This window comes from Terriglobales bacterium, from assembly GCA_035573675.1.
GTDB lineage: Bacteria > Acidobacteriota > Terriglobia > Terriglobales > Acidobacteriaceae > DATMAB01.
Window position 1 is genome coordinate 74,038 of the sequence record DATMAB010000012.1, and the last position, 18,356, is coordinate 92,393.

The window sequence follows — 18,356 nt, forward strand, 5'->3', positions numbered from 1 at the left end:
CCGAAGCTTGGCATTCGTGTGCATGCTGCTGGCGGCAACCGCCCCGTCGGGGTGGGCCCAGGCGGCGCGCCGGCCGGCGCGTTCCGTCGCGCCCAACGTCGTCCTGATCACCATCGATACGCTGCGTCCCGACCACTTGAGCTGCTACGGCTATGAACGGCTCCGCACCCCCAATATCGACGCCTTGGTCGCCGACGGAGTGCTGTTTGAAAAAGCCTACACGGCGGTTCCTATCACGCTGCCGTCGCATGGCTCGTTGCTGACCGGCACCTATCCCATGTACACCGGGCTGCACGACTTCAGCGGCAATCGCTTAAATCCGCAGCAGCCCACCCTGGCCACCGTGCTGCGTCGTCGCGGGTACGCCACCGGCGCGGTGGTAGGGGCGGCGGTGCTGGATTCGCGCTTCGGGCTGGATTCCGGCTTCGATTTCTACTACGACAATTTCGATTTCAATCGCATGCTGGAGACCAACCTGGACGCCATGGAGCGTCCCGGCAACGTGGTGGCCGACGAGGCCCTGGCCTGGCTGCGCAAGAACGCTCACCGGCGCTTCCTGCTGTGGATGCACCTCTACGACCCGCATCATCCCTACAACCCGCCCGCTCCCTATGACCAGCAGTACAAGGACTCCCCTTACGACGGTGAAATCGCCTTTGCGGATGCGCAGGTGGGACGGCTCATCTCCTACCTGAAGCAGCAGGGACTTTATGGACGCACGCTGATTGTGCTCGCCGGGGATCATGGCGAAGGACTGGGAGAGCACGGCGAGAAGACGCACGGGTTTTTCATCTACAACACCACCATGCACGTGCCGCTGATCGTCAAGCCTGCCGGCCGCGATGCCACGGCGCCGAAACGCATTGCGGAGCCTGTGAACCTGGTGGACGTGCTGCCCACCACGCTCGAACTGCTGAAGCTGCCCGTGCCCGCTGAAGTCCAGGGGCGGAGCCTGCTGCCGCTGTTTCAAGGCAAGTCGAGCGAGCGCACAAGCCATTTGTATGGAGAGTCCTTCCTGCCGCGCCTGCATTTCAATTGGAGCGAGTTGCGCGGCATCCAGGTGGAGAACTATCACTTCATCGACGCGCCCAAGCCGGAGCTGTACGACCTGTCCGCCGATCCCGGCGAGCGCACGAACCTGTTCGAGCAGAAGCCCGCAGTGGCCAGCGAACTCCAGAAGAAACTGGCCGACGTGATCCGGAACTATTCGGCGGGTAAAGAGATGGCGGAAAAGACCGGACTGGACCCCTCGATGGCCGAGCGGCTTCAAGCCTTGGGCTACGCAGCTTTTTCCGGCGGCGGCAACCCCACCATCAGCAACCGCGAGCTGCCGGACCCGAAAGACCGCATCCAGATGTACGAACTGGTTTCGGAGGCGCTCAATCTGAGCCAGCGTGGACGCTACGACGAATCCATTGCCAACCTGAAGGCGGCCGTGGAGATCGAGCCGACTTCGGTCCCGACCCACTACCTGCTAGGGCTGAACTACTATCGCAAGCAGGAGTGGGCCAATGCCGCGCAGGAGTTCGAGCTGGTGCTGAAATCCAGCCCTGATTACACACTCGCGGTCTTCAACCTCGGCCTGGCCAAGGCGCGGCTGGGAGAGCGGGAAGAAGCGTCTCGACTGCTGCGCCGCACACTCGAGCTCGATCCCAACAATTTCACCGCCGCTTTTGACCTGGGTGCGTTGCTGATCCAAATGGGGCGCGCGGAGGAGAGCCTGGAAGCCTTCCGCCAGACACTCAAGATCCTGCCCACTTTCGGACCGGCTCACCGCGCCATCGGCGAGGTCCTCCTCTATCAGGGCAAGCCGGATGAGGCACTGCCAGCTCTGCGCACCGCCCTTCGCTACATGCCCAACAATTCAGCGGTTCGCGTTTCCATCGCCAAGGCCCTGCAGATGAAGGGCCTGCACGAGCAAGCGGAAGAGGAACTGCGCAAGGCGCGGGCAGGTAATTCTTCGCAATGAGGCAGAACACGGCCAACTTCTCGCTCGATGGCATCAGGAGTATGGCGGCAGCAGTCTTCGCGGTCCTGCTGGCGCTGCCGGCAATGGCCCAGCCGCCGGCGAAGCGCGTTTCGCGCCTGCCTGCCCGGCCCAACGTGCTGCTCATTACGGTGGACACGTTGCGCGCAGATCGCATCGGCGCCTACGGCGCTACCAACGTCTTCACGCCCGCCGTCGATGCGCTGGCCAAAGACGGCATTCTGTTCGAGCGCGCCCTTGCGCAGGTGCCGCTCACGCTTCCTTCCCACGCCGGCATTCTCACCGGCATGTATCCGTTCTCGAACGGAGTGCAGGACTTCACCGGGCAGCCGCTGGGACCGCAGTTCCGCACTATCGCCCAGAGCCTGAAGCAGAACGGCTATGCCACCGGCGCCATCGTCAGCTCGTTCGTTCTGGACCGGAGCTGGGGGCTCTCACGCGGCTTTGATTTTTACTTCGACATGTTCGCCGGCACCAGCTTCCTGACCCATGACCTGGCGCTGGTGGAACGCAAAGGCGACCGCTCGACCGACCGCGCCCTGGAATGGCTGGGCAAGAACGCAGCCCGGCCCTTCTTCCTGTGGCTGCACCTCTACGATCCCCACAGCCCGTACGATCCGCCGGAACCGTTCCGCAGCCAGTACGCCGGCCGTGCTTACGACGGCGAGGTGGCGTTCGCCGATGCTCAGGTGGGTCGGGTGATGGAGTGGCTGAAGAAGCGCCGCCTCTATGACAACACGCTCATCATCCTGGCGGCCGATCACGGCGAGTCGCTGGGCGAACACGGAGAGAACGAGCACGGCTTCTTTATCTACAACTCCACCGTGCATGTGCCGCTCATCGTCAAGCCGCCGGCGCGCCCGACTAGAAGTGAGCGGCGGATCAAACGGCCGGTAGAGATCCTGGCGATTGCGCCCACCATCGTGGGTATGCTGGGCATCCGCGACGAGATCCAGAAGCAGTTCCAGGCCCCGAGCCTGCTGGAACCCACTTCCGACGATCGCCCGGCTTATAGCGAGACCTTCTACCCTTTCAGCTCATTCGGCTGGAGTCCGCTGCGCAGCCTGCAGACCGAGCGCTACCAGTACATCGATGCGCCCAAGCCGGAGTTGTATGACCTGGTTACGGATCCCGGGCAGAAGGAAAACCTGGTCGGGCGGCAAGCCGCCGTGGCTGCCGTGCTCAAACAGAAGCTGGCAGAATTGCAGCGCCGCTTCCCTGCCCCGACCCAGCAGCCCGGCGCGGGCGGCCTGGACGCGGAGACGATCGAGAAGCTGGGCGCGCTCGGTTACGTCGGCTTCCGAACGTCAGTCACGGCAGAACAACTTGCCGCAGGCCTGGCCGATCCCAAGGATCGAGTGTGGGAGTTCAACACCATCCTGCGCGCCATTGACCTGGCGCAATTGAAAGAATTCGAGAAGAGCCGCCTGCTGCTGGAGCAGGTTCGGGAAAAGGAACCCAACATGTACGTCATCCCGTTCATGCTGGGCGAAGCAGCCTTACAGCAGGAGGACTGGGTGACCGCTGCCCGTGAACTCCAGCGCTGCCTGGAGCTGAATCCTAACTTCGACCAGGCGATGACGGCGGTGGCGCGCGCCCTGCATGCTCTCAATCAGACCCAGGAAGGCACGAAGTGGCTCGACAAGGCGCTCAAGCTCAATCCTCAGAACACACGCGCCTTATACCAGCTCGGCTGGATGCAGTTGAAAGACGATCCCGACGCGGCCGCCAGGTCGTTTCAGAAAGTGATTGATATCCAGCCCCATTTCGCATTGGCACGCCGCGACCTGGGCATCCTGCGCATCCGCCAGCAGCGGTATGTAGAAGCAGCGCAGCATCTCGCTGAGGCCTACAGATTGGGGCTGAACGATTACCGCCTGCTGAATTTTTTGGGCATTGCCTACGGGCAAACCGGACAAACCCGAAAGGCGGTCGGAGTCTATAGGACCGCCATCCGGGAGAAGCCGGATTTCGCCGAAGCCCATCTGAACCTGGCCGCAGCGCTGGAAAGGCTCAAGCAAACGCAGGCGGCGCGGGCGGAATATGAAGAGGCCTGCCGGCTGGAATCGAAGTTCTGCCAGTACGTACCGCGCTAACGACAGGCCTGCTACTGGCTGGGTGGTTTCCCGGCTGCTCCTTCCAGCCGAGCCAGCACCTGTCTCGCCCGGGGCGCCAACGCATCCTCAGGGAATACCTCCAAAAACACCTTCAACTCATTGATAGCCTCAGCTTTGCGCTTCTGGCGGAGGTAGACGTTGACCATCTCAAGGTGCGGCCGTGACTGAAGGGGATCGAGGCGTAAGGACTCGCGCAATTCACGCTCCGCATCCATCATCCGGCCCATGCGCGAGTACACCGACCCCAGTAGAAAGTGGCCGAATGGATGATTGGGCTGCTTCTTAAGGCCTTCCTCCACCATAGGAAGTGCCTCCGTTAGCCGTCCCGTTAGCAAGAACACGTTGCCGAGGTTCAAGTAACCGGCGGCATCGGTCTGATTCAGACGTATGACTTCCTCGAACTGCTCCTGTGCGCCGGCAAACTCGCCCTTCCCGGTGAGCAGTGAGCCCAGATTATTCCGCGCGAAGTAAAAATCCGGCGCCATCCGCACGACCTTTTCGTAGCGCTCCATGGCCTCATCGGTCTTGCCACGCTGCTCGGCACGTAACCCACGCTCGTATTCCTTGCGTACGTCCTTGGGATAGCGATTGAGGAATTCGGCCACATTGACGACGTTGGGATTGGCACCGACAATGCCCGCTGCCACCGGCTCTTCTCGCGTCGCCAACGGCTGCAGTGTAAGAAACACGGACGTGTTCTGTCGTACTGCGGGCATGACGATTACCCGTTCTTCGATGCGCCGATACCCCTCTTCATCAATGACCAGAATGTACGGGTTGGCGGGAAGATTCTGAAAGACAAAGCGCCCGCTGTCGTCGGTGTAGATGGAATCGACTTGAATACCGCGCGTATAGAGGCTCACCCTGATGCGTTGCGGGGGCAGGTCGCCACGCGCCATCCGAAGCTCGCCTAGGATGTTCGCAGTGTCAGTCTGTTGGGCGATCAGCACGGTCGGGCAGATCAGCGCAGTAAGCAGAAGAACTACGCCGGCGTGCCGCTGTCCTAACGGACCAGGCATCGCACCTCACCGAAAGGGGAATGGGGCGTGACCCATGCGGGTCACGCCCCAAGTCTAGCACCGCTCAACTAGAAGGTCAGCTTCAAGCCGAACTGCAGGTTGCGCGGGTTAAACGTACCGCCGGACTTACCGAAGTTCGCCCTGCGGATCTCGTTGTTACCGGCACCCTGGGCGCCGGGAAGCTGGAAGTTTGTCCGGTTGAAGGCGTTGAAGAACTCGGCGCGGAACTGCAGCCCCACCCGCTCCGTGATCTTGAAGTTCTTGAACACCGAGGGATCCCAAACCCACAGGTTCGGGCCTACGAACGTGTTGCGACCCAGATTCCCCGGGCTGCCAAGAGGCGGAGCAGAGAACACCGAGCCTGTGGGGAATCGCCACTGCGCGGCGCCGAAGCCGTTGGCCCACATATTGTGGGTAGCGGAATCGAACGACGGGAAGATGGAATTCGGCCGCTCGTTGGCCTCTGCGTCCCGGTTAAAGTCACACGCACCGCGGCTGCTGCAGAACGGACTCCAGTGAGCGCCGGTCTGGTAGCTCATGATGCCGTTGAGCTGCCATCCACCGAACACCGCCTCGACGAATCCGCCGCGCCCCTTGAAGAAGGGCATCTCCCACACATAGTGGAAGACGATGCGGTGCCGGATGTCGAAGATCGAGTTGCCGCGATCCAAATCCGGCAGCGTCATGTCGGTGGTGTAGCCTTCACCCGCGGCTGCACCGTTGGCGCTGGTGGCGCCACTGTGCCAGGTCGAACCACCATCGAGCGAGTGGCTCCAGGTGTAATTGAAGGTGAAGGTCAGGCCCTTGGACATCTGTTTGCGCAGCGAGGCCTGCAAAGCGTTATAGGCAGAACTCACCGAGTTTCGCCAGTTGCGCAGACGTCCATAGTTGGGGTTGAGCCGGCCACCCGTACCGGTTAGTGTACGGCCGAAGATATCGACCACCGTCGTACCAGGAGCCAGGGCACTTCCCGGAACGCGGTTGATCTGCTCGGCGCGGAACAGCTTGGTTCCCTTGGTGCCGACGTAGTTCACCTCAAGCACCCACTTGGGAGCCAGCTCCCGCTGGATGCCGAAGAACCAGTTCTGCACGTAGGGATCGCGGATGCCTTCCGGCAGAACAATTCCGGTCAGGAAGCCCAGGTTCGGATTGGTAGGATTCCAGGCCTGGATGTTGCCCACGGCGGTTGCGTCACCCGGGTTACCCTGGAAGTTGTTCGGGTCTGCGTCGCCGGTATAGGAAGGAGCCACCGCACACTGCGGGCAGGTACCGCCACCGGTCTGAGGACCGTACGGGGCTTCGGGTCCTCCTCCCGTGTCAGCCGTGAACGCGAGGTTGAACGAATAGTACGGCAGGTTCCAGCGGGAGTTGGAGAGCGGGTTGTACAGCGTGCCCTCGTAGGAGATGCCGTAGCCGCCGCGCAGGGAGGTCTTGCCGTCGCCGAACACGTCCCAGGCGAAGCCGACGCGCGGACCCCAGTTATTGTGGTCGCCCGCACCCAGCGAGTCCGCCGGAGAGAAACCGCCCGGACCGCAGACCCCGGCCAACTGCGCAAACGGGATCTGGGTAACAGGGTCGTCGCACCCAGGAGAGCCCGCAGGGATGTTGGCATCGCGGATCTGTCCGGCATGCGTGGTGACGTCATCCACCAGGTTATTGCCCGGTCCGAGCAGGAACGTGGTTTCGAGTTCGTTCAACTCGTTATGACGCGCATACAAGTCGTAACGGATACCCAGATTCAGGGTCAGGTTACGGGTCACCTTCCAGTCATCCTGGAAGTAGAACCCATACTCCCAGTTGCGCCAGTGCCGGATGTTGCTGGAAAGGTGCGCTGGGTTGCCGGAGACGATTCCTGGGTCTACACCAGCCACGATTCCGTACGGAGCATCCACAGCGAAGTGCAACGGGTCGATGAAGTAGTACGACGGCCGACCGACGTTGAACTCGCTGTTCTCGATGTTGCGGCGGATGTCCGCACCGATCTTCAGACTGTGGTTCCCCTTGGTGATGGAAACCATGTCGGCGTAGCTGTAGATGTGCTCCTTGAAGAACTGCGGGTAGCCGTTGTAGGAGCCGAAGCCCATCGTGCCATCTGTGATGTAGATGGAAGGCACACCGGGAATGCCAGCGACGTAACGCGAGTAGCTGCCCGCGTACCCGAAGCGAAATTCGTTCAGGATGGTGGGGCTGAAGGTGTGGATGTAGTTGAACTGCCCGTTAGGGAAAGTGAAGCGGGTGGGATTGGTAAAACCGCGACCGCCGGTGGTGCCGCCCAGGATGTCGTTCTGCTGTCCGTAGGCGAACTGGGCGAAGATGCGGTCATTCGTCCCCACGTTCCAGTCGATGCGGGCCGAGTACTCGTTGCCGTCCCGCAGATTGGCCTGCAACCTGCTGGGGGCGATGTTGAGTCCCTCATAGAGGTAGTTGGCGGTGCGACTGAAACTCCCCAGAGGAGCCTGGATGGCCGGGATTGTCGTGCAACCTGCGGCTGCCAATGCTGTCTGGTCCGCCGCGGTCACGCCAATCAGGTTCGCGATATTGGCGCTCGTTACAGCGTTGCCAGTGAAGTCAGGACAGAGACCGAAGTACCCATCGCCAACCAGGTCGTTGAAACTGCCGATGGGGTTGCCCTGAGCGAAGGGAAGGAAATCGCCATACAGCAAGGCAGAAACAGAACCATTCGCTCCACCACCGGCAGTACCGGGTCCGAACGTCGAGAGCACGGCCGAACGGAACTCCGGACCTTCAAGCGTGACCGGCACAGGATTGCTGAAGGTGCGGAAGCGGTTGCCCTGATAGGACAGGAAGAAGAACAGCTTGTCCTTCAGGATGGGCCCGCCGAAAGTGCCGCCGAACTGGTTGAAGCGCAGCGGGCACTTGAGGAAGTTTGGAGCGTCGCCACCCTGGTTGCAAGGAGCCGCTGGATCGCCCGCCTCGCTGGCGAAGAAGGGTTTGGCGTCGAACACGTCATTGCGTACGAACCACCAGGCGCTGCCATGGAAAGCATTGGTACCGCTCTTGGTTACCAGGTTCGTGACCGAGCCGGCGCTGTTGCCGTACTGTGCGGAGTTGTTGAGGGTCAGGAGCTGGAACTCGGCCACCGTATCCTCAATAGGACGGTTGATGGCTCCGCCGCTCAGGCCCTTGTTGGAAACGCCGTTGATGAGGAATCCGTTGAAGTTCAGACGCGTCCCGTTCACCACCGCGTCCTCACCGTTCTCAGTGACGACTGAATCAACGTTCACCGCGCCGGGTGCGAGCTGAAGCAACTGAAACACGTTGCGACCGTTCAGCGGCAGGTTCTGAATCTGTGTGGAGCCGACGGTAGCGGCCAGCTTGGAATCGACGGTGTTGACCGGGGCTGCTTCCTCGGTCACTTCGACCACTTCCGTGGCCCCGCCGACTTCCAGTTTGATGTCCAGCCGGTAAGTGACGCCGGCGTTCACCTCGACGCCTGTCTTGCTCGAGGTCTTAAAGCCAGCGGCTTCGACCGTCACCTTGTAGGTGCCAATCTGCAGCTCGCGGATCAGGTAGCTGCCAGTGTTGCTGGTTTCCGCGGTGGTGGTCAGGCCGGTGCCGACGTTGGTCGCCGTCACCTTGGCGTTGGGCAGGGCGGCGCCAGTCGGGTCTGTGACCGTGCCGGTGATCTGCCCGTTCTGCACCTGGGCCACGGCGGCGGTGGCAAACGTCAGTACGGCCACCAGCACCAGGCTAAATCGCACTCCCTTGTGCATTCTCATTTACCGTTACCCCCTCCCGGAGGTGGATCCGGGGTCGGTTCTAAACATACGGTTAAGGTTGGGTACCCCAAAATGGACACAACAAGCCTAGAAAGCCTGCCGTCACACATGCATGTGACAGACCTAAGTTTGCACGTTGAAAACAAAAGAGTTAGTTAAGCTTATGAACTTGTCCACTACAGTTTAAGGGAGGCCATCGTCGCGTCACATACCAGATTTCATATTTTCAACGCAGCTGTGGGCTAAGTGGCTTGTTTGCAGGTTCAAAGCGCCACCCAGTCGGGATGGAAGGCGTTCACCCACAACAAACACACCCCTTTTGCGCCACCGACACATCCCCCGCTTGAGTGAAGAGTGTCAGGGACGGGGAGGCTTCTGTAGCCTGGATTCCGAGGATGGAATGCGGTATGCGGAGGCAGCCCCAGGCCCGGCTGCAGCACCTGCCGGGCCTGGGAAGTGACGTGGACCTAGAAGCTCAGCTTTAGTCCGAACTGCATGTTGCGCGGGTTGAACGTCCCCCCTGCCTGTCCGAAGTTCCCGGCGTTCACCCTGAGGTTGGTGGCGCCGCTGGCTCCGGGAAGCTGGAAGTTCACCCGGTTGAAGAGGTTGAACATCTCCGCCCGGAACTGCAGTCCGACCCGCTCGGTCAGGCGGATGTTCTTGAAGAACGACATGTCGACGCCGAAGAAATCGGGGCCGACGAAGGTGTTGCGGCCGAGGTTGCCGACGCAGCCCAAACACGGCGTGCTGAAGAATCCTCCGCCGATCTGGAACTGCGGGCCCCAGCCGTTCGCCCACTGCGAGTGTGAGGGACTGAAGTTGTTCGCGATGGCGTTCGGACGGTCGTTGCGTTCTCCATCCAGGTTGAAGTCACCGGCATCGTTGAGGCACAGACCGGCCAGGATGCCCGCCTGCGAACAATCGCCCGAGAGGGCGCGGTTACGCCGGTCGAACGGACTCCAGTGCGCGCCGGTCTGGTAGCTGACAATGCCGTTCCACTGCCAGCCGCCGAAGACCGCCTCGAGCGCTCCTCCGCGCCCCTTGAAGAAAGGAAGCTCATACACGAAGTTGGCCACAAAGCGGTGGCGGATATCGAAGATGGAGTTCCCGCGATCCAGACCGGGGATGGTCTGGTCCGTGGTAAAGCCTTCTCCGCCCGCCTGCTGGTTGGAGGTGGTGGCGCCGCTGTGCCAGGTGGAGCCGCCATCGATGGAGTGGCTCCAGGTGTAGGCCACGTTGAACATCAGGCCCTTGCTCATTTGCTTGCGCAACCCGGCCTGCAGAGCGTTGTAGCTGGAATTCACCACGTTCTTCCAGACACGCAACGTGCCGTAGTTGGGGTTGAGGCGTCCCAGCGGGTTCAGGGCATCTACCTGACTGCACAGCGTGCGGCCGAAGTTGTCGGTGGTGCAGGTGCCGGCCGGCAGGCGGCCACCGGCGATGCGGTTCACGTTCTCGGCGCGGAACAGCTTGTGTCCAGCCGTGCCGACATAGTTGAGCTCCAGCACCAGCTTGCTTGCAACCTCGTGCTGGATGCCGAAAAACCAGTTGTGGACGTAGGGATCGCGGATGCCTTCCGGGTAGATGATGCCGGTAAGGAACGCCGCGTTGGGATTGGTAGCCACCCATCCCGACAGGTTGCCTACGGCCTGCGCGCCCACGCCCTGGCCGGGGTTGGTGGCGGGACCGTCAAAGTTCGGCAGTTCGCCCGGATTCTGCGGCCCGTAGACCACAGTGTCCGTTCCTCCAGCCAGGAAGTTCACCGCGGCGTTGAAGGAGTAAAACGGCAGATTCCAGCGGGAGTTCGAGAGCGGGTTATACAGCGTGCCCTCATAGGAAATGCCGTAGCCGCCGCGCAGGGACGTTCGGCCGTTGCCGAATACGTCCCAGGCGAAGCCGACCCGCGGACCGAAGTTGTTGTGGTCGGCGCCGCCCAAAGTCTCAGCCGCCGCAAAACCGCCCGGCCCGCAAACTCCTGCCAACTGCGCCAGCGGAATCTGGGTGACAGGATCGCTGCAACCCGCGCCGCCGGCCGGAGCGTTGGCGTCGTGAATCTGCCCGGCACCGGTGGTGATGTCGTCAATCTCGGCCCGGCCCGGCCCCTTCAGGAACGTGGTCACCAGGCCATCCAGCTCCGTGTGCCGGCTATAGAGGTCGTAGCGAAGACCGAGGTTGAGCGTCAGGTTGCGCGTGACTTTCCAGTCGTCCTGGATGTAGAAGCCCAGCTCCACGTTCCGCCAGTGGCGGTTGTTGGAAGCCAGTTGCGCCGGCTGTCCGGAGATGATGCCCGGATCGACGCCCGCCGTCTCGCTGTAGGGGGAATCGGCGGCAAAGAACAGGGCATCGAAGAAGTAGTACGACGGGCGGGCCACGTTGAATTCGCTGTTTTCGATATTCCGCCGGACCTCCCCGCCAATCTTGAGGTTGTGGTTCCCGTGGTTGACGGAAACCATGTCGGAATAGGTGTAGACGTGCTCCTTGAAGAACTGGGGATAGCCGTTATAGGAGCCGAAGCCCATCAGTCCGTCGTCGAAGCGCAGGTCGGGCACGCCCGGCAGGGCGGTCTTCACCGTCTGTACCAGCGAACTGTAGCCGGCGCGGAACTCGTTCAGCACCGTGGGACTGAAGGTGTGGATGTAATTGAACTGGAAGTTGGGCGTGATCTGGCGCGATGGATTCAAAAACGCCGGCCCCCGGCCCGCGCTGTTGTTGCCGTTCGGCGGTCCGAACGAGTTGTTGATGCGATTCCAGTTGAACTGGGTGAACAGCCGGTCGTTGACGCCGATGTTGTAGTCAATGCGCGCCGAGGCCTCGTAGCCGTTGAACAGGTTGCCGGTGCCGGTGCCGAAGCTGGTCTGGTCCTGCGAGCCGTTGAAGGCCAGTGTGTTGACCAGGAACGGCAGCGAACGGTCGAAGGTCCCGGCTTGCAGCCCCGGAATCACGCTACAGCCGGCGGCGGTCAGGTCAGCCTGGTCCTGCGCCGTGACGCCGATCACGTTGGCGATGGCGGACGCGATCGCCGGGCTGCTGTTGTCCTGGCACAGATAGTCGGCAAGGCTGCCGAATCCCGAACCGGACACGCCGCTGGCAACATAATCAGCCAACGTCCCGGCGGGAGTGCCGGCCACGGTGGGAGCAAAGTTGCTGTATAGCAGGGCGGCGGTGGAGTTCGGCAGCGCGGCAATCACCGCGTTGCGCCATGCCTGGGATTCCGCCTGCAGCACGGTGGGCGGCGCCGACTCGCGGAACCGATCCCCCTGGTAGGACACGAAGAAGAACAGCTTGTCCTTCTTGATGGGGCCGCCGAAAGTGCCGCCGTATTGATTGAAGCGGAGCGGCTGCTTTTCAATGCCCTGCTGGTTCAGGAAGAACGAATTGGCATCGAACACGTCGTTGCGGTTGAACCACCAGGCGCTGCCATGGAAGCTGTTGGTGCCCGACTTGCTCACCAGATTGGTGATGGAAGCGGCGCTGTTGCCGTACTGCGCCGACATGTTCAGGGTGAGAAGCTGGAATTCCTGCACGGTGTCTTCCACCGGCTGGTTCACGGCGCCGCCGCTCAGCCCTTTGTTCGATACGCCGTTAAGCAGGAAGCCGTTGAAATTCTCACGCAAGCCGTTGACGACCGTGTTGGCCCCGTTCTCCGCCACGACGCCGCGCACGTTGACCGCGCCCGGAGCGAGCTGGATGAGGTCGTAGACGTTGCGGCCGTTGAGCGGCAGGTTCTGGATCTGGGTGGAATTCACCGTGGCCGCCAGCTTGGAATCCACGGTGTTGACCGGAGGCGCAGCATCGGTCACCTCGACCGTTTCGGATGCCTGACCGATCTGCATCTTGAAGTCGGCGCGTTGAATGGTTCCGGCGTTCAGGGTCAGCGACGAACTGGTGGCGCGCTTGAAACCTGAGGCCTCGACCTCCAGGTTGTACGGGCCGGGCGGAAGTTCGCGGGCGTTGTAGATGCCGGCCTCGTTCGTGGTCACGGTGGTCGTCAAGCCGGTGCCGGTGTTGGTGATCTTGACGGTGGCATTGGGGATGGCGGCGCCGGACGGGTCCGTTACCAGGCCGGTGAAGTGGCCGTTCTGGATCTGGGCGGCCGCCGTGAAGGTGAAGGTCAGTGCCAAAAACAGGCAAAAGCAGCGGACTGCAAGCGCAACGTTACGTTGCTTCATACCGAATCCCCTTTCGACTCTTAAGGTCGTTGTTCGAGAACACCGTGCCCCGGATACACCTCTCCCGATTTCCGATGTTCAGGCGCGCACTTTTCCCCGGAATGAGGAGGTTGGCTACAACTTTGGGACGGGACGGCGCTCCGCAGGGACAGATTGCCCGGCGGACGTGGCCGTCTCCTGTGAAGGAACCGGCACGATTCCCTTTCCTTCTTCTATGACGATTTCCTGATCGGCGGGCACGTCGCGCAGGGTGTCGGTCGCACCCGAGGGCCAGCGGACGACGATGCGATCGGCTCGGCTGGATTTGCCCAACCCGAAATGCAGCCGGGTATCGCTGGAGGAAAGGTAGCTGCTGGACGCGCGAACCTCGTCCGATTGGACGAGCGCGCCGGTAGTGACTTCGATGCGAGCTCCAAAAGCATCACGGTTGCACTTGGCGCCTATCGTCCGGAGCCTCAGCCAATGGCCGGAACCTCGAGCCACGTTGCGCAGGAGCGTGGGAGAATCATCCAGGTTGGTGAGCAGGAGGTCCAGGCGCCCATCGTTGTCGAAATCGGCGACGGCCAGGCCGCGGCTGACGCGCTTGCCCGCGAGCGCGCGTCCGGCACGCTCGCCTATCTCCTCCAGCCGTCCGTTGCCCAGGTTCCGGAACAGCAAGCTGCGCTGGGCGTAGGTCACACCAAATGAATGCTGGTCCACCTGGGGATTGACGTGGCCGTTGGCCACGAAGGCATCCTTCCACCCGTCGTTATCGAAGTCCAAGAAACGCACCCCGAAGCCGAGCAAAGGGACGCTGACCGGCCCGAAGCCGGAAGGCCCGGCCATATCGGTGAAGCTGCCATCGCCGTTGTTGCGGTAGAGGTTGTTGCTGTCGTCCGAAAAATTGGTCTTGGCGAGGTCGGGGCGGCCGTCGTTGTCGTAGTCGCCCAGGTCGACGCCCATGCCGGCTTGCTCGCGGCCATCCTCGCTGTAGGCCACACCTGCGGTGATGCCCGTTTCCTTCAGGCCGCCCTTGCAGTCGCCGAGATACAACAAGCTGGGTGAGGAATCGTTGGCGACGTAGACATCCTGGCAGCCATCGCCGTTGACATCGCCCCAGATGACTCCCAGCCCGTAGTAAGCCTGCGGGTCGATCTTGAGTTTCTCGGTGACGTCGGTGAAGGTGCCATCGCCGTTGTTGCGGTAGAGGCGGTCGCGCGACCCCGCGAGTCCGCGCGGTCCGCAGGAAACCGCGATGCCCCGATACTGGCAGAAAGGGCCGCTCCCGAAGGCCGGCAGGCGGTCGAGATCGAGGTCCACGTAGTTGGCGATATAGAGGTCCAGAAAACCGTCGTGGTCGTAGTCGCCGAAGGCGGCACTGGTTCCCCACCGGCCTTCGTTGCCCACGCCCGCGGCGGCGGTGACATCCGCGAAGGCGGCCTTGCCGGTGTTGCGGAACAGCCGGCCCCCGGTGAAATAAGTGACATAGAGGTCCGGCCAGCCGTCGTTGTCGAAATCGCCCACGGCGGCGCCATGCCCCCAGCCGGCCGCGGTGAGCCCCGCGGCATCAGTCACGTCCGTGAAAGTGCCATCCCGGTTGTTGCGATACAGCTTGCTGCCCGGATGCTGGCCGTTGCGCAGTGCCTCCAGGGTCGAACCGTTGACCAGAAAAATGTCGGTCCAACCGTCGCGGTCATAATCGAAAAGAGCTACGCCCCCGCAGAGCGTCTCCAGGATGTAGAGCTTCTGGGTGGAGCCGCAGGTGAGATGAAACCGGATTCCCGCTTTCGCGGTCACGTCCTCGAATACCGTCTGCGCGGCGGAAGGACGTGGCTGGGGCTTGCGTGCCACCTGGGCGCGTGTGGGCGCGCAAAGCACCGGAGCGATGCCGGCGATCAGCATCAGGCGGCCGAGGACTTGCCTCATTCGCGGACCCGTCCCGTGGCCATTCCCCCGCTCTGCTGTTGCTGCGCCTTCAGGTCCTGAAAGCGGGCGAGGTGTTGCTGCGCCTCCTCTATGCGCCCGGACTTTTCCAGCGCACGGGCCAACTGAAAGTGCGAACTGGCGTCCTTGGGATCGAGTTCGAGCGCCCGCCGGAGCGCGGCGATCGCTCTTTCCACGTCGCCCAGCAGCAGCCGCGCCTTGCCCAGGTCGTAGTGCGCGGCCTGGCTCGCAGGATCGAGTGCGACCGCACGTTCCAGATGTTGTGCGGCTTCCTTCCATTCGCCGGATTCGAGCAAAGTGTGGCCCAACTGATAGAAGACCTCGGGATTATCCTGACGCTGGGCCAGTTCCTTGCGGTATTCAGCCATGGCTTCCTGGTTCCGGCCCAGGGCGCCGTAGGCGAAGCCGAGATGATAGTGGCCCAGGGGCAGGCGCGGGTCGAGCGCGAGCGCTCTGCGGAATACGCGGATGGCGTCGAGCGTGCGGTTGGAATTGAGGTACGCGCGTCCCAGCAGGACGTGATCAATGGCCGAGCGCGGGCTCAGCGTGATGACTCTTTCAAGATGGTCGGCCGCGGGCGCGTACTGCCGTTCGGCGAGATAGACGAGCGCCAGATCATGATGGATGTCTGCGCTGCGCGGCGCGAGCAGCGCCGCCTCGGTCAACTGCTCAAGAGCCGGCTGATTGCGGCCGGTCTGGAAATACGCCAGGCCCAGCAGATGACGAAAGCCCGGGTCCCGGGGCCAGCGCCCCACCGCGTCGGCTCCCAGCACTGCCGCCCGGTCGGGACGCCTGCCCTGCAGACACGCCAGCAGCAGAGAGCGCGCGATCCCTGGGTCGGCGGGCGACAGGCGATACGCTTCCTCGAGCCTGGCCATCGCCGTGCCGGGGTCGCCGGCGTCGAGTGCGCGCCGGCCCTCGGCGGCCAGCGCGCCCGCATTCTGTGCTGCCGAGAGCGGAGAAGCCGGGGGCAGCGTCAGAATCGCGAGGAAGACTACCCGGCAGGCACAGCGAACCATCGCCTAGACCTTACAGGAAGGCGCCCGAGGGAGCAACCGCGGCCGCTCGCTACTTGCTGGTTCCCCGCAGATAGGCATCGTCGCCCTGAAGCCAGTCGGCGCGGGGAGGACTGAAGACGTCAAGGACGATCGTATCCTCCATCGCCTCCGCGGCATGCGGCAGGTGAGGCGGGATGCAGGCTACTTCGCCGGCCCGCACCACGACCTCGCGTCCGGGAAAGATGAGCTTGAGCGCACCCTCAAGGACGCTGGTGAGCTGCTCGTTGACGTGGCTGTGCTCGGGAATCACCACGCCTTTGCGCAGCCGGAAGCGGGCCAGGGTCACGTTCTGGGTGGTGACGAACTGGCGTTCCAGCAACGGGCTCAAGGCTTCCGGCTTGATGTCGCTCCAGCGAATGTGACGTTCCATGATCTCCTCACCCATGGGTCGACCTTGGGCATCATTGCAGGCCGTGACAAAAAGGCAAGAGCCATCCGGCAATGGCCGCTACACTACACCCCTATCCTAGAACGCTGAGAGGGGGATCACGACAGCATGACCAAGATCAGGGTAGTGGAAGATGCGGAGGCCACCGGCGAGGTTGCGAAGGTCTATGACGAGTGGCGGAAGAAACGCGGACGGCGAATGGTGCCGGGCATCCTCAAGTGTTTTAGCGCACGTCCCGACTTCCTGCGGCAGGTGATCGAGTTCTCCGACTGCGTGCACTTCTCCGAGGGGCATCTTACTCGCCGCACCAAGGAGATGATCGCCACCTATGTTTCAGCCATCAACCACTGTCCGTATTGAGTGGACTCGCACGCCTACTTCCTGCGGGAACAGGGAGCCGATGAGAAGGTGGTGCAGGCGCTGGCGGCAGGAGACTTGGACGCCGCTCCTGTGTCCGACGCCGAGCGGGCGCTTCTGGAATTCGCCGAACTGGTGAGCGAGGCAGCCTACCGTGTCACGCAGGGTGACGTGGAAAAGCTGCGCCGGCACGGCTGGAGCGAGGAGCAGATCGCCGAGGGCGTCTACATCATGGCGCTGTTCGCCTTCTTCAACCGTGTGGCCGACGCGTTCGGCGTTGAACCGATGGGCTATTTGAAGCTTGGCCGAGTGACGCCGTGAGGTAAAATCCAAGGCCAGAGAGAATTCGAAATTCCCCATGGGAACATTGATTATTTCCATCCTGCTGGCGGTTCTGCCGCTCATCATGGCCGGTTTCCTGCTGGCGACGGTCGAGAGGGTCACGGTGGACGGTTTGTTCACCAGCCTGATCCTGGTGACCATCTCCGGCATCTTCGGTCTGAACGCCTTCCTCGACCTGCGACAGAAGGGCCTGCTGCCCGGTCGGCCGGGCGGGAAGAGAAAAGAAGAGGCCGGCACCACGACCCCGGCGCGTGCCGCGATCGCTGCTCCCGTGCCCATGGCCGCTGCGGCCGAGGGGACACACACCATCCGCGCCCGAGTGGAGAACGTCCTTTATTTCGAAGCGCCGGTGGGCCAGCCGAACAAGTCGCTGGTCACGCTGGTGCGCGACGGCGCCGGCCACGAGCAGATGATCTTCGCAGGCGACGTCCGCAACGCGCTGCCCAAGGGGAAGCGGATGGAAATCAAGTTCCGCGCCGCCGGCGAGTACAACACTCTGCTGGAAGCCCGCGACGCATAACGCTACCCGCACGGCAGTCGCTTGCCTTCCCGGCTTCCGTGACCGAAGCCGGACTCGTAGTCGGCGCTCACCTCAGCATCCACGTCTGTCGCTCGTGTCCGGCCCTCGAAGCCATCGCGAAAACCCCGCTTGAAGGCTTTATAGGACGGGGTGGGAAGCAGCTCCCAGTTGCTCATCACGCTTCCGTCGGCCGCCGGTACAGCACGTGTTCGCCTGCGCCCAGAATCTCGAGACGCTTCTCCCGGACGTAGCACATCCGAACCAGTTGCGGCAGGTCGATCAACTCCGTTGGACTATTCCACGTCGCCCTTCTTTTCCAGCTTGAGCGCGGCCGAGTTGATGCAATAGCGCAGGCCGGTGGGCCTGGGACCGTCGGGAAACACGTGGCCAAGGTGCGCATCGCACCGGCTGCACAGGACTTCCGTACGACGCATGAAGAAACTGTCGTCCTCTTCCGTTTCCACGGCGTCCTCCGAGGCGGGGCGGAAGAAGCTGGGCCAGCCGGTGCCGGAGTCGAACTTGGCGTCGGAGGTGAACAGTTCCGCACCGCAGCAGACGCATCGGTACACGCCCTCGTCATGACAGTCGTGATATTCGCCGGTGAACGCGCGCTCCGTCCCCTTCCGCCGCGTGACTTCGAACTGCTCCGGTGTGAGAACCTGACGCCATTCCGCATCGCTCTTTCTGACTTTCTCACTCATTCGAAGACTCCTCAGGGTTCGTGGTGCAAGGGAAA

At 62.5% G+C, this 18,356-nt stretch carries 12 protein-coding genes; 5 read left to right on the forward strand and 7 right to left on the reverse strand.

Annotated features, from left to right (window positions below):
* Positions 1 to 16: 16 nt before the first annotated feature.
* Both VNK82_04280 and VNK82_04285 read left to right on the forward strand, forming a co-directional pair.
* Positions 17 to 1,969: a sulfatase-like hydrolase/transferase gene (locus VNK82_04280; GenBank protein ID HXE90163.1), complete on the forward strand. Its 1,953-nt coding sequence runs from the start codon at positions 17 to 19 to the stop codon at positions 1,967 to 1,969.
* The gene (locus VNK82_04285; protein HXE90164.1) at positions 1,966 to 4,083 is read left to right on the forward strand and encodes a sulfatase-like hydrolase/transferase; all 2,118 of its coding nucleotides are present in this window, start codon (positions 1,966 to 1,968) and stop codon (positions 4,081 to 4,083) included. Before VNK82_04280 ends, VNK82_04285 begins: the two co-directional genes overlap by 4 nt.
* A gap of 11 nt (positions 4,084 to 4,094) precedes the next feature.
* On the opposite strand, the gene VNK82_04290 is transcribed toward VNK82_04285, so the two are convergent.
* The 6 genes from VNK82_04290 to VNK82_04315 all read right to left on the reverse strand — a co-directional run bounded on the left by VNK82_04290 (position 4,095) and on the right by VNK82_04315 (position 16,383).
* Positions 4,095 to 5,003, reverse strand: coding sequence for a tetratricopeptide repeat protein (locus VNK82_04290; GenBank protein ID HXE90165.1), 909 nt, complete (start codon positions 5,001 to 5,003; stop codon positions 4,095 to 4,097).
* 188 nt (positions 5,004 to 5,191) lie between these two features.
* Positions 5,192 to 8,863 (reverse strand): carboxypeptidase-like regulatory domain-containing protein, encoded by a 3,672-nt coding sequence (locus VNK82_04295; protein HXE90166.1) that lies wholly within the window; start codon positions 8,861 to 8,863, stop codon positions 5,192 to 5,194.
* Positions 8,864 to 9,330: 467 nt separating this feature from the next.
* Entirely contained in the window at positions 9,331 to 13,032 is a 3,702-nt protein-coding gene (locus tag VNK82_04300; protein ID HXE90167.1) for a TonB-dependent receptor, read from the reverse strand.
* A 114-nt stretch (positions 13,033 to 13,146) separates the two neighbouring features.
* Positions 13,147 to 14,937: a CRTAC1 family protein gene (locus VNK82_04305; GenBank protein ID HXE90168.1), complete on the reverse strand. Its 1,791-nt coding sequence runs from the start codon at positions 14,935 to 14,937 to the stop codon at positions 13,147 to 13,149.
* Positions 14,934 to 15,974, reverse strand: coding sequence for a tetratricopeptide repeat protein (locus VNK82_04310; GenBank protein HXE90169.1), 1,041 nt, complete (start codon positions 15,972 to 15,974; stop codon positions 14,934 to 14,936). Before VNK82_04310 ends, VNK82_04305 begins: the two co-directional genes overlap by 4 nt.
* A gap of 49 nt (positions 15,975 to 16,023) precedes the next feature.
* Positions 16,024 to 16,383 carry a cupin domain-containing protein gene (locus tag VNK82_04315; protein ID HXE90170.1) on the reverse strand — a complete coding sequence of 120 codons (360 nt, stop codon included), beginning with the start codon at positions 16,381 to 16,383 and terminating at the stop codon, positions 16,024 to 16,026.
* A gap of 126 nt (positions 16,384 to 16,509) precedes the next feature.
* Between VNK82_04315 and VNK82_04320 the strand changes: the two genes are divergently transcribed.
* The 3 genes from VNK82_04320 to VNK82_04330 are packed head-to-tail and all read left to right on the forward strand — an operon-like array spanning position 16,510 to position 17,620.
* Entirely contained in the window at positions 16,510 to 16,761 is a 252-nt protein-coding gene (locus VNK82_04320) for a carboxymuconolactone decarboxylase family protein (GenBank protein HXE90171.1), read from the forward strand.
* Entirely contained in the window at positions 16,762 to 17,079 is a 318-nt protein-coding gene (locus tag VNK82_04325) for a hypothetical protein (protein ID HXE90172.1), read from the forward strand.
* Positions 17,080 to 17,116: 37 nt separating this feature from the next.
* Positions 17,117 to 17,620: a hypothetical protein gene (locus tag VNK82_04330; protein ID HXE90173.1), complete on the forward strand. Its 504-nt coding sequence runs from the start codon at positions 17,117 to 17,119 to the stop codon at positions 17,618 to 17,620.
* Positions 17,621 to 17,913: 293 nt separating this feature from the next.
* Here the strand turns inward: VNK82_04330 and msrB are convergent, their stop codons facing one another.
* Positions 17,914 to 18,321, reverse strand: coding sequence for a peptide-methionine (R)-S-oxide reductase MsrB (msrB, locus tag VNK82_04335; protein ID HXE90174.1), 408 nt, complete (start codon positions 18,319 to 18,321; stop codon positions 17,914 to 17,916).
* Positions 18,322 to 18,356: the final 35 nt, after the last annotated feature.

Coding starts and splice junctions, on each gene's coding strand:
- VNK82_04295 (HXE90166.1), bottom strand. CDS start 8,863: ATGAGAATGCACAAGGGAGTGCGATTTAGCCTGGTGCTGGTGGCCGTA.
- VNK82_04300 (HXE90167.1), bottom strand. CDS start 13,032: ATGAAGCAACGTAACGTTGCGCTTGCAGTCCGCTGCTTTTGCCTGTTT.
- VNK82_04320 (HXE90171.1), top strand. CDS start 16,510: ATGACCAAGATCAGGGTAGTGGAAGATGCGGAGGCCACCGGCGAGGTT.
- VNK82_04330 (HXE90173.1), top strand. CDS start 17,117: ATGGGAACATTGATTATTTCCATCCTGCTGGCGGTTCTGCCGCTCATC.
- VNK82_04310 (HXE90169.1), bottom strand. CDS start 15,974: ATGGTTCGCTGTGCCTGCCGGGTAGTCTTCCTCGCGATTCTGACGCTG.
- msrB (HXE90174.1), bottom strand. CDS start 18,321: ATGAGTGAGAAAGTCAGAAAGAGCGATGCGGAATGGCGTCAGGTTCTC.
- VNK82_04285 (HXE90164.1), top strand. CDS start 1,966: ATGAGGCAGAACACGGCCAACTTCTCGCTCGATGGCATCAGGAGTATG.
- VNK82_04305 (HXE90168.1), bottom strand. CDS start 14,937: ATGAGGCAAGTCCTCGGCCGCCTGATGCTGATCGCCGGCATCGCTCCG.
- VNK82_04290 (HXE90165.1), bottom strand. CDS start 5,003: ATGGCGCGTGGCGACCTGCCCCCGCAACGCATCAGGGTGAGCCTCTAT.
- VNK82_04315 (HXE90170.1), bottom strand. CDS start 16,383: ATGGAACGTCACATTCGCTGGAGCGACATCAAGCCGGAAGCCTTGAGC.